This window comes from Kibdelosporangium persicum, assembly GCF_013280595.1.
In the GTDB taxonomy this organism is placed as follows: Bacteria; Actinomycetota; Actinomycetes; order Mycobacteriales; family Pseudonocardiaceae; genus Kibdelosporangium; species Kibdelosporangium persicum.
Window position 1 is genome coordinate 1 of sequence record NZ_JAAATY010000069.1, and the last position, 11,325, is coordinate 11,325.

10 protein-coding genes are annotated in these 11,325 nt (G+C 67.2%); 4 read left to right on the forward strand and 6 right to left on the reverse strand.

What is annotated here, in order from left to right:
* Positions 1–192: 192 nt before the first annotated feature.
* The 4 genes from GC106_RS46685 to GC106_RS46700 all read right to left on the reverse strand — a co-directional run bounded on the left by GC106_RS46685 (position 193) and on the right by GC106_RS46700 (position 2,853).
* Complete coding sequence (locus GC106_RS46685; RefSeq protein WP_173142636.1) at positions 193–930, reverse strand: hypothetical protein; 738 nt, start codon at positions 928–930, stop codon at positions 193–195.
* A 244-nt stretch (positions 931–1,174) separates the two neighbouring features.
* Complete coding sequence (locus tag GC106_RS46690; protein ID WP_173142637.1) at positions 1,175–2,248, reverse strand: hypothetical protein; 1,074 nt, start codon at positions 2,246–2,248, stop codon at positions 1,175–1,177.
* Between the two features lie 49 nt (positions 2,249–2,297).
* Positions 2,298–2,573 carry a hypothetical protein gene (locus GC106_RS46695; RefSeq protein ID WP_173142638.1) on the reverse strand — a complete coding sequence of 92 codons (276 nt, stop codon included), beginning with the start codon at positions 2,571–2,573 and terminating at the stop codon, positions 2,298–2,300.
* Positions 2,574–2,577: 4 nt separating this feature from the next.
* Entirely contained in the window at positions 2,578–2,853 is a 276-nt protein-coding gene (locus GC106_RS46700) for an SAV_915 family protein (protein WP_217281858.1), read from the reverse strand.
* Positions 2,854–3,054: 201 nt separating this feature from the next.
* Here GC106_RS46700 and GC106_RS46705 point away from each other — a divergent pair, with 201 nt between their 5' ends.
* From GC106_RS46705 to GC106_RS46715, 3 genes are all read left to right on the forward strand, one after another.
* Positions 3,055–4,227, forward strand: coding sequence for a sensor histidine kinase (locus tag GC106_RS46705; protein ID WP_173142639.1), 1,173 nt, complete (start codon positions 3,055–3,057; stop codon positions 4,225–4,227).
* Between the two features lie 9 nt (positions 4,228–4,236).
* Complete coding sequence (locus GC106_RS46710) at positions 4,237–4,923, forward strand: response regulator (protein WP_173142640.1); 687 nt, start codon at positions 4,237–4,239, stop codon at positions 4,921–4,923.
* Between the two features lie 454 nt (positions 4,924–5,377).
* Positions 5,378–8,545: a S8 family serine peptidase gene (locus GC106_RS46715; RefSeq protein WP_173142641.1), complete on the forward strand. Its 3,168-nt coding sequence runs from the start codon at positions 5,378–5,380 to the stop codon at positions 8,543–8,545.
* Between the two features lie 223 nt (positions 8,546–8,768).
* Here GC106_RS46715 and GC106_RS46720 read toward each other — a convergent pair whose 3' ends face one another.
* The gene (locus tag GC106_RS46720; RefSeq protein ID WP_173142642.1) at positions 8,769–9,362 is read right to left on the reverse strand and encodes a TetR/AcrR family transcriptional regulator; all 594 of its coding nucleotides are present in this window, start codon (positions 9,360–9,362) and stop codon (positions 8,769–8,771) included.
* 8 nt (positions 9,363–9,370) lie between these two features.
* Here GC106_RS46720 and GC106_RS49935 point away from each other — a divergent pair, with 8 nt between their 5' ends.
* Complete coding sequence (locus tag GC106_RS49935) at positions 9,371–9,610, forward strand: ester cyclase (protein WP_173142644.1); 240 nt, start codon at positions 9,371–9,373, stop codon at positions 9,608–9,610.
* Positions 9,611–9,820: 210 nt separating this feature from the next.
* Here GC106_RS49935 and GC106_RS46730 read toward each other — a convergent pair whose 3' ends face one another.
* A complete protein-coding gene (locus GC106_RS46730) occupies positions 9,821–11,203 on the reverse strand; it encodes an IS1380 family transposase (protein WP_312872492.1) in 1,383 nt (460 codons plus the stop codon).
* Positions 11,204–11,325 lie beyond the last annotated feature (122 nt).

Consider the following 11,325-nt stretch of genomic DNA (forward strand, 5'->3'; position numbering starts at 1 on the left):
GGCACCCCCGCCCCAACAACTCACAGTGGAAAAGCTGGGCAGACCAGCGGCTCCCGCACGCCCACGACAGAAACCACCGGCCCACCAACACAACCACCCACGACCAAGATCACCAACAAAACCCATCGGTGGATCTGGGTTAGAACACGGATAAACACTCACGAGGGGTGGTTTGGCGTTTTCCCAGGCAAGTTAGCGTGACTGGGCGGCCTTTTCCATGACTGACGCGGCGCCGGCTTTGGCTATCTGGTCGATGCCCTCGATGGGCATTCCTGTGTTGCTGTACCGGAACGTGACCACGAGGGTCCCGCGTCGAGCGACGACCGCGGCGTTTCCCACCGGGGATTGGGTTTTCACGTCGATTGAGCTGTGCTCCAGGCATGCTTCGTCGGTGCCGGTCAGCTGTGCTTGCGCGCCTCTGGGGGCGTCGCACACCACGCCGGAAGTCCGGAGTGCTGTCCGGGCAACGTCCTCGGTGGCGGCCGCGGTCACGTTCAGCTGCACCATCACTGACGGGAACCGCTGGCCGTTCACCGACGTGACGTTCGTCCAGCTGCATCGTGTCCCGATCATTCCTTCGCCGACGGTCTCGGGCCCGGCGCTGAACGGTTCCTTGACCCCTCCGGGGAGGATCGCGGTCAGCTCGGCCTGTGACAGCAGGTCGCACGCACGTGGCGGCGCCTGCACAGCCTTGGTGGTGGCAGACGATCCCGGCGCCTTGCCTGAGCTGCTGCCTGAAGCAGTCGCACTGCCTGAAGAGTCCTCGGAATCGTCATCCGACAACAGGATCACGAGCGCGACGGCTGCTCCCACCAGCAGCAGGCAACCGGCCACGATGGCCACGATCAGACCGGTTTTGCGCCGGGGTGGTGGCGGTGGCATGTACGGCTGTTGGTATCCGTGTGGGGGATACGGCTGCTGAGGATGCATGGTGCCGTTCTACCGGACGAACCGGTTGGCGCGGAACGAAATCGCGCAACATTTCGCGATCCTTTATGGACAAACCAGCCGGGGTGAACTTCTGCGGTACACGTCCCTCAACTTCGGCGGTATTTCCGGCGCCATCCCTTGCGGTGAACGGGAATGCCAAGCCGTTCGGTTCCGCAGGTGCGGAGCACTGAATGCCGGACTGGTGCGCCGCATGGCACGCCAGTCCGGCGGAAGCGACACGGGGTCAGAAGATCTTGTCCCAGGCGGCGTCCACGGCGGCGCTCGTGGCCAGTCCCACGCCCACGCCGACCACACCGCCGACGACCGCACCGGCCGCGGTGCCCGCCCCCGGGAAGATGCTGCCCACGGCCGCACCCGCGGCCACGCCCGCCCCGGCGCTGGCGGCGATGCCCGCCGCGGTCGATACGACGGCCTTGCCCACCGGCTTGCCGTTGTGGATGTCGTACCCCATCGCGCCCAGACCGATGAGCGTGCCGGCGATGGGCACCCTGCCGCCGATCCGGCCTGCCCACTTCGCCGTGGTCGCGGCCCGGTTCGCCGTCCGGTTCGCCGCCGCGATGTTCCGCAGGTTGCGGTTGACGTCACTGCCCTGAATACCGCGGGACACCTGGCCGGGCTGTCCCAGCTTGGCAGCCAGGCCCTTGTTGATCCTGGCTTTCTGCGCCATGCGTTTCTGCATCGCCGCCGACGCCCCCGCCGCGAAGGTCCCGTCCGCCAGCGCGCCCGCCTGGAAGAGCGGCTTCTTGACGATCTCCTCGCACCCGTTCTTGGCCACGTCCCGGCCGAAACTCATGTCCTTGCGGATCTGCTCGGCGTCGGTCTTGGCGGAGTTGTACGCGGCGATTTTCTTCGCGTAGTCCTGCTGCGCCTGGACGGCCTGGGCGTGCTGCGCCTGCTGGGCCGACGTCGCGTCCTGGGCCAGATTGCCCGGCTTGGCCGGTGCGGGCCCCGGGTGCAGGATCTTGTTCCCGCTGACGGTCAGTCCGGCCTTGGCGGCCGACTCGCGGAGCTGTTCCATGCGCCGTTGGGCGGTGGACATGTCCCCCGCCCACCGCTGGCAGAACTCCGCGCCCTTCTTGGCATCCGTGCTGATCTCGTCGGCCTGCTTCCCGCCGCTGTTCATCCGGCCGCGGAACTGCTCACCCGCAGGCCCGGTCCAGTCCGTCTCGGTGTTCGTCCTGGCCTGGTAGAGCTGGGTGACGCTGTTGTGCACACCCTCGCCGACCGTGCCGTCCAGCCAGCGGGCGACGGCGCGAACACTCTCCGGGTTGCCCTTGATCTCGGTGTCGATGGTCATGATGCCCGTCTTCTCGCCTTCGGTATCGGTCCGTCAACCGCCGTGGTCGTCACTGCGAGTCGAAGGTCCGGCGATGGTTGTTCTCCGTGACGAGATAGATGTTTCTGGCGTTGTTCACCTGGTCACCGGCGGCGTTGAGCCCGGCGGCCAGTTCCAGGGTGTCGTCGACGAGCTTGGTCATCATCGCGCCGATGACGTCGCTGAGCTCACCGGCGTCCGGCCTGCCCGGACCGCCGTCCATGTCCTCCAGCGAGGTCCCGGCCTTGCGCAGCGCACCGGTGACCTGCTCCAGGGTCGCGGGGTCGAGTTTGTACCCGTCCGGCACGGCGTCACACCCCCGTCCGGCGCTCGTGCTCGGGGACGACCACGTCGACCATGACCACGTTGAAGTTGGTCGCCTCCCGGACCTTCGCCAGCGTCTCGGTCCGCAGCGCGGCCCATGGCTGGTTCGGGCCGCAGCAGTCGACCAGCCGGTCCAGCGCGGTGTACACCAACAACGCGACCTCACCGGCATCGGTCGTCCGCAGGTCCACGACCAGTTCGTCCTCGCTCGCCGACTGACACGGCACGTAGACCACCGGAGGAACCACAGCGCTCGCCGTCACGACACCACCTTCACCCGATCGGACTCCTGCTCACCTGTGGCGGGCGAGCCTAGGAGCACGGGGTGCGTTGGTCGTCGCCCCAGGGGTGGAAGATCACCAACAACTTCCGCGGTATCCCCGGCCCGGGGTAAACCTGGGCAGTACACCGCGCGGGATTCGTCACGTTTCCAGGCCGTTCTCCGCCCACCTATGCTGTGCGCCATGCGCGGTGGTGGGAGGGCGGCCATCCCGGGTGTGGATGTCGCGATCGCCGTCGCGATGGTCGCGATCGCATGGCTGGTCGGCAGGCAGTACTCGCCGCAAAGCTGGGGAACCGACCCGGTGGCCTACGGGCTCACCGCCTTGATCTTCCTGCCGTTCGCGGTGCGCAGGCGAGCGCCGGTACTCGTGCTGGCGGTGAGCAATTCGGCGTTGGTCGTCTTCCTGGCGTTCGACCACAACCAGGTCGCGTTGAACTTCTGGGGGCCGGTCCTCCTTCTTTACACGGTGGCTTCGCTGCGTCCGCCCCGGATCACCGCGCTGTGCACCGTGACGGTCGTGCCGGTGTTGCTCTGGGCGGCGTTGGTGTCGAACCTCGCCTGGTACATCGCTGTCGCCGAAGCCGTCGTGATTCCGTTGACAGCGTGGATGATGGGCAATGTCGGACGTGAACTGGACCTGCGCAACCGGCAACTCGCCGTGCTGACTGAGCAGTTACGGATCGAACAGGAGCTGCGAACCGAGCGGGCGGTGACTGAGGAACGAGTTCGCATCGCACGGGAACTGCACGACGTCGTCGCGCATCACATGTCGGTGATCGCCGTACAGACCGGTTTGGCCGGATACGTCTTCGACGACGACCCGCCCACCGCGCGTGCCGCAGTGAACACCATTGCCGCCACCAGCCGTGAGGCGCTGGGGGAGATGCGCCGGTTGCTGATGTTGCTGCGTACTGACGACGATCCCGGTGATACGGCTTTGAGCCTGGCGCACCTGCCGGAGTTGGCCAGCCGGATGCACGCGACAGGCCTGCCGGTCACTCTCGACATGAACCCCGCTGACATCGAGCAGTTGCCGTCAGGGCTGCAGTTGTGTGCGTACCGGGTCGTTCAGGAGGCGCTCACCAACGTCATCAAGCACGCCGGGCTGGCCGCCACGAACGTGCAGGTGCGCCGCGAGGCCGACCGGCTCACGGTGCGAATCACCAACGAGCGGGGGACACCGTCCGGCGACGGCTCAGGTACCGGCCATGGCCTGAAGAACATGCGGGAGCGGGCAGCGTTGTACAGTGGGATTCTTTCCGCAGGTCAACAGGCCGACGGTGGGTTCGTGGTCGAACTCACGCTGCCCATCGGCCTGGATGACCAGGACGCTGACCAGGCATCAGCGATATAAGTGACGGCGATGAGTGGATCTACCACGACCTCAGTTCTGGTTGTCGATGACGAGATATTGATCCGTGCCGGTCTGGCCGCGTTGATGCGCGCCGCGCCCGGCTTGGAGGTTGTCGGCGAGGCGGCCGACGGCCACGAAGCCGTCGCGCTCGCCGCTGAAACTCGTCCCGACGTGATCCTGATGGACATCAAGATGCCCGGCATGGACGGCATCACGGCCACCGAGCGCATCCTCGCCGAGGCACCCGGCCCCCAGCCACGCGTCATCGTCCTGACCACGTTCGACCTGGACGAGTACGTCTACGCGGCACTGCGCGCCGGGGCGTCCGGCTTCCTGCTCAAGGAAACCGAGCCGCGTCAAGTGATCTCCGCGATCCAGGCCATCGCCGACGGCGACATGCTGTTCGCGCCGTCCGTCACGCAGCGGCTTGTCGAGGCGTACGTCCGGCGGCCACGCCGCATCCCGACGCCGCAAGCCCCGAGCCTGAGTCAACTGACACCGCGCGAAATGGAGATCCTCCGGCTTGTCGGAACGGGCCGGACCAACAACGAGATCGCCGGCGACCTCACCGTCAGCGAGGCCACGGTCAAGACGCACCTGAATCGCGCCATGACCAAGCTCGGCCTCACCAGCCGGGCACAAGCCGTGGTGATCGCCTACGAAACCGGCTTGGTCACCCCTCGAAACCAGGCTTAGATCCCGGGGCGACGTGGAATGGTAGCGGCCACGATCCCGCAGGGCATGTCGGTCGGCAGCGAGCGGCCAAGCTGTTTCGGGCCTGCCTTGAACGCCTGCGCCGAGAGATCGGCGACGATGTCGCGGCGCAGGGTGCGCGGCGGCCGTGTACATGCTCCTCCTGCATTGGTCTCCGGTCAGCAAGGTTAGTTCGCCATATCCGGCGTCGTCGTCAGCTCAGCGAACGACAACGAGGTAAACCTGTGCGGTAGTCCACCTGCCACGCTCAACCAACCGCAGTACGCGAACCACTAGTGTCCAATTAGGACGTAGGTAGTCGTGGGCGACAGCCCGGCTGACCGGGAATGGTGGCAGGTATGTGCCACTCCGGGCGGTCAAGCAGCGGTGATGTGACTGGCAACGGAAGCTGATCAGGTGGTCTCAACCACTGCCGCGGGTCGCGGGTCCTACGGGCATGAGCCTTCTGAGAACAACAGCGAGCCTGCTCGCGGGAATGCTGGCCGGGACGATGGTGGTGTCGCCCGCGGTCGCGGCCCCGGCGGCGCAGCCGGCCGCCGCGAGTGGTCCTCCGGCCGCGATCACGTTGCTCACCGGGGACAAGGTCGTCCTGGGCGGGCCGCGCGGTGCCGTGATCGAACCCGCTGACGGCCGGGAGCGGCTGCGGTTCGTCCAGCAGCGCGACGAGTCCGGTGACCTGCATGTGATCCCGGAAGACGCCCTGCCATTGCTGAACAGCCACCGGATCGACCCCCGGCTGTTCAACGTCACGAAGCTCGTGCAGTCCGGCTACGACGACAGGACACGCAAGGATCTCCCGCTCATCGTGAGCGGCGGCGAGGCCCAGGCTCGCGGCAAGGTCCGGGACCTGCCGAGTGTCGGCGGCTCGGCCGTCCGGATGAACAAGGCGGCCGGGTTCGGCCCGTTGACCTCCGCGCAACGAATCTGGCTCGACGGTCCGGTCCATGCCGCGCTCGACAAAAGCGTGCCGCAGGTAGGCGCGCCGCAGGCGTGGCAGGCCGGGCATACCGGTAAGGGCACTACTGTGGCGGTGCTGGACACCGGCATCGACGCCACGCACCCGGATCTGGCCGACGCGGTCGTGGGTGCGCAGGACTTCACCGGCAGCGCGACCGGCGCCGACGACCAACGCGGGCACGGCACCCACGTCGCGTCGATCATCACCGGCGCGCACCAGAAGTACCCCGGTGTGGCCCCGGACACCAAGCTGCTCAACGGCAAAGTCCTCGCTGACAGTGGCATCGGCACGGAGTCGTCGGTCATCGCGGGCATGGAGTGGGCGGTCACGCAAGGCACTCGCGTGGTCAACATGAGCCTCGGCACGATCTTCCCGTCCGACGGCAAGGATCCGATGTCGCTGGCGGTCAACCGGCTCACCGCCGAGACCGGCGCGCTGTTCGTGGTCGCCGCGGGCAACCGTGGCACGCTGGCACCGGGCGCACCCGGCGCCGCCGACGCCGCGCTCACCGTCGGTGCGGTCGACCATGACGAACGGCTCGCATCCTTCTCCAGCCGCGGCCCCAGGCTGGGCGACGGCGCCATCAAGCCGGACATCACCGCGCCCGGCGTGGACATCGCCGCGGCCAAAGCCGCGCACGCCACGGCGGGCAAACCGGTCGACGACACGCACGTCCGGCTGTCCGGCACCTCGATGGCGACCCCGCACGTCGCCGGAGCCGCGGCGATCCTGATGGGCCAGCACCCGGACTGGAAAGCCGACCAGCTCAAGTCCGTCCTGATGAACAGCGCCAGGCCCAGTTCCGCGCTGTCGGTGTTCGAGCAGGGCGCGGGACGCCTCGACGTCGCCAAGGCCGTCACGCAGAACGTGTACTCCTCCCCGACGAGCCTCAGCCAGGGCACCGTGCAGTGGCCGCACGACGACGACACTCCGATCACCAGGACGGTGACCTACCGCAACTCCGGAACCACGCCGGTCACGCTGGACATGCGGACCGACATCCGTGGCCCGGACGGAAACCCGGCCCCCGCGGGCATGTTCACCCTGTCGCCGGCCACGGTCACCGTTCCCGCAGGCGGTCAGGCGGACGTCACCGTCACCACGGACACACGCGTGGGCGGGCCGGACGGCAGCTACAGCGGCGCGATCCTCGCCGGTGACCTGCGAGTGCCGATCGCGGTGAACCGCGAGGTGGAAAGTTACGACTACACCTTCGAAATGCTCGATTTCGACGGCAGGCCGGCTTCGCAGCACAGCCTGCGGCTGGTCGGCCTCGACCGCCCCGGGACCTTCCAGTTGTTCGACCCGTCGGGGACGGTCGTGGCCCGGCTGCCGAAGGGGCGTTATGTCCTCGACTCGGTCATCACCGGACCGAAGAAGTTCGCCATTGCCGACGAGCCCGAGTATGTGATCGACAAGCCGGGCCGGATGACCATCGATGCCCGCACCGCCAAGCAGGCCGGGTTCGTCGTCGACAAGCCCAACGCCAAGGGCGGTGACGGAAGCGTCGGTTTCGAAAGCAAGACCGCGTCGGCCATAGTGAGCACTTCGGTCTACACCAGTGATTTCACTGACGTGTTCGTCCGCCCGTCGGCGACCTCCGCCACCACGCCCGGCCAGTTCCGGTATATCGCCGAGGCGCGGATGGCCGAGCCGGACGGCAAAGGCGGCTTCAGCACCAGCACCTACCTGTACAACCTGCGCCACGAGACAGACGGACGCGTGCCGGACGACCTCGTTCAGCGGGTCAGTGACACACAGCTCGCCAAAGTCCGTTCCGAGCACGCGGCGACCGGTGCCGGCGCCACCGGCACGCGCGAGCGGATGATCACCCGGCAGCTTCCGTTCACATTGGACGAGTTCTACACGCCGAACGTGCCCTGGCTCGGGCAGTTCGAACAAGCTTCCGGCCCCGACCGGCCGCGCAGCGCGTCGACACTGTCTACTGTGGTCTCACGGACGTTCAAGCCGGGGCACACCACCGAACGCTGGAACTTCGGTGCGTTCGGCCCGGCGCTGCCCCGCGACCCGGGCAACCCGGCCGCCCTGGCATCTCGGTTGGGGGACTACGTCACCGTCGCCCTGCCGCTCCACGCTGACAGGGAACCGAACCACCAGGGATTCTCCGACAGCACCGGCAGCACATCGCTGTCCCGGGACGGCATGCCCACCAGCACCCTGCCCACTCCCGGCGTCGGTGTGTTCGCCGTCCCGGCCGATCCGGGCGTCTACCACCTGCACACGGAGTCCGTCCGCGACACTCCGCTGTCCAGCCGGATCACCGTGGACTGGACCTTCCACTCCAGCACCGTGCCCGGCGACCAACCCGCGGCCCTGCCACTGATGGCGGTCCGCTTCGCCCCACCGGTGGACGACCAGAACCGCGTCCCCCGCGCGGTGCCCACCTTCGTCCCGCTGACCGTGGACCACTACACGGGCGGCACCGCCAAGGCGCCGGAGGTCGACGTCTCCTACGACAACGGCACCACATGGCAATCCGCCCGCGTTCTGACCATCGCAGGCCGGTCGTTCACCCTGCTCATCCACCCGCCGACGGCGACCTCCGTGTCGGTCAGGGCGAAAACGAGTGACACCTCGGGGAACTCCGTCAACCAGACGATCATCGGCGCGTTCCTGCTGAAGTAGTGGCACTCCGCCGTGAGTGGGCCGCCATCCGGCCCACTCACGGCTTGTCGAAACTGATCGCACCAGGCAACCGAGCACGCCCGCAAGGTGGTGCCGCAATGACGACCGTGACGGCGATCGGATGAGCGCTCGACACGTGGTCGTATTGGCGGTCACCGGTTCGCCTGAGTGACCGCGTCACGTACCTGGACCGTGGCAAGGAATCCCGCTTGCTCGTTGAGCATCACCGCAGGAGCGCCGGTGGCCAGTGCAGCAGCGCGGCGTCAGCCACAAGCCGGAGTTGTTCGCGCGACGCACCGCCGGCCGCCTGGACGGCGATCCCGTTGGCGACGGTCATGACGTAGCGGGCAATCAGGTCTGGATCCGCACCGGCCGGAAGGTCGCCGTCGTCGATGGCTCGCTGGAACCGGTCGCATAACTGCCGTTGGCCTCGGCCGCGCCACTCGGCCAGGATGTCGCGCGCGACCTGACCGGTGTCGCCTGCGGCCAGCGCACCCTGCACGCCGAGGCAGCCGGGCGGGCACCCGGGGCGGGTGCTGGCTTCGACTGAGCCCTGGAGGAACTGCTCAGCGACGTCCCGGGCGGTGGATGCTCGCAACGCGTCGGCGATGTAGCCACCGGGGCCTTCCGAGTAACGCTGCAACGCGCTGCGGAACAGTTGCTCCTTGTTTCCGAAGGCCGCGTACAGGCTCTTGCGTGAGATCCCCATCGCCTGGGTCAGCTCGGTGATGCCCGCTCCTTCGTAGCCGAGCTGCCAGAAGGTGAGCATCGCCTTGTCGAGCGCCACGTCGGCGTCGAACTCCCGCGGCCTGCCCATCGAAGGGGATCGTCGACGCCGTTCCCGACATCCACTGGGAGATCGATGAGCTGCTGTTCGACCGCGACGGGATCGCTGTCCGTGCGATCAACACCGGCACACCCGCCAAGGACTGGCTCGGTGTACCGCCGTCCGGTGCGTCGTTCAAGATCGTCGAGTACGCCATCTACAAGGTCAAGGACGGCCGCTTCGTCCAGATGACCAATTTGCACGACTCCGCCGGGATGCGGCGGCAACTCACGATCTGAAAATGGACCGACAGGGCCTCAGCGCCCGGTTACCCCTCGTGAGTGTTTATCGGGGTTAGAACCCAGATCCACCGATGGGTTTTGTTGGTGATCTTGGTCGTGGGTGGTTGTGTTGGTGGGCCGGTGGTTTCTGTCGTGGGCGTGCGGGAGCCGCTGGTCTGCCCAGCTTTTCCACTGTGAGTTGTTGGGGCGGGGTGCCTTGGTGGGTGGTCAATGCTGGAGTGGGGGTGGGGAGTGTGCCCGGTCGAACAGCAGTAGCCAGGCGTTGCGGTGGGGCCAGTGGGTGGGCAGGCGCAGGGTGGTGCGGCGTGCTTGGCGGGTGAGTTGGGCGGCCACGGTGATCAGGGTGCGGCGCAGGGTGGTGGTGTGGGCGCGGGCGAAGCGTCCGGTGGCCAGGCAGCCGGTGGCGCGCAGGAGGTTGTGGGTGATGGTGGCCAGGATCAGCCAGGCGGCGTTGGCGATGAAGGCGTGTGACGGGAAGTGGGTCAGGGTGCTGGTGGCGAGTTGGCCCAGGACGTGTTCGATGCTGCCGGCTCGTTGGCGGTGGCAGGCCTCGGCTTGGGTCTTTTCGAGTGGGGAGTTGGTGAGGATGGCGTGGTAGCGGTAAGCGGGGAATAGTGGTTGTTGGTCGGTGTGCGGGGTGGTGATGGGCACGCGGCGCACGATCAGCCGGAGGGTGGCTGGTCCGGTGGGGTGCCGGGTGATGTTGGTGAGAACGGTCAGGCTGGTCTCGGCGATCTCGGCGTGGGTGATCAGCTGCCCGGTGTCCTGGTCGCGGATGGGGGTGGCGAAGGTGACCGGTTGCCAGTGTGGTTCGGGGATGTCGTGGATGGCGGCGGTGACGTTGCCGCTGTGGCGTGCGGTGATGGAAAACCATGCGCCGGCCGTGATCACCTCGGTGATGACCTCGCCGTTGAAGAACGCCGAGTCCATGCGTACCAGGATGGGGCCGGTCGCGCCGCAGGCTCGGGCGGTGGTCAGCGAGCGGCGCAGCAGGCTGGCGGCGTTGCGGGCGGAGTGGGCGTTGCCGCCGCGTAGCCGGCTGTCGAGGATCACCGGAGCGGCCAGCGGGGTGCCCAGCGTGATGAGTTGGTAGTCCAGGCCGAACAGGTTCTTGTGCCCGTACGCGGCACCTTGTTTCTTGCTGTGCACCTGCTGGGTTTTGGAATCCATGTCCACAAAGGCCAGCTGATCGACGCCGGGCAGCAGCGGGGTCTGGGCGGCCAGCCTGACCAGCACCCCGTGAGCCACGTGCTGCAACTGGGTCAGGTGACCGATGCCGAAATACCGCAGGAAGCTGCCCAGCGTGGACGGTGCCCTGATACCGTCGAACAGCAGCGGCAGCCCGCCATGGCGGATCACGTCCAGATCGTCGATCGAGTCCGCGCCACAGACCATGCCCGCCACGATCGACGCGATCTTCGCGCCGGCGTTGGCGCCGATCGAGCCACCCAGCCGGACATGCCTATCGGCCAGCTCAGACAGGCCCGCATCCTGCGCTAATCGCATCGCCGGCACCAGCCCGGCCTGCGACACCAACGTCGGATGGTCGAACCTCGCGTCAATCCCACCACGGGTATGCGATGCTTTCACTTAACAGGTGCCCTCTTCTGTGATGGCTTGTTCCCTAGACAAGAACAATCATCCCAGCTCAGAGGGCACCTGCCCGTCTACGACATACCCACCACCAACACATTCACCGGTGGATCAGGGTT

Excerpts from the sequence above, each read along its gene's own strand:
- GC106_RS46685 (WP_173142636.1), bottom strand. The coding sequence starts at position 930 with ATGCATCCTCAGCAGCCGTATCCCCCACACGGATACCAACAGCCGTAC.
- GC106_RS46690 (WP_173142637.1), bottom strand. The coding sequence starts at position 2,248 with ATGACCATCGACACCGAGATCAAGGGCAACCCGGAGAGTGTTCGCGCC.
- GC106_RS46705 (WP_173142639.1), top strand. The coding sequence starts at position 3,055 with ATGCGCGGTGGTGGGAGGGCGGCCATCCCGGGTGTGGATGTCGCGATC.
- GC106_RS46710 (WP_173142640.1), top strand. The coding sequence starts at position 4,237 with ATGAGTGGATCTACCACGACCTCAGTTCTGGTTGTCGATGACGAGATA.
- GC106_RS46715 (WP_173142641.1), top strand. The coding sequence starts at position 5,378 with ATGAGCCTTCTGAGAACAACAGCGAGCCTGCTCGCGGGAATGCTGGCC.
- GC106_RS46720 (WP_173142642.1), bottom strand. The coding sequence starts at position 9,362 with ATGGGCAGGCCGCGGGAGTTCGACGCCGACGTGGCGCTCGACAAGGCG.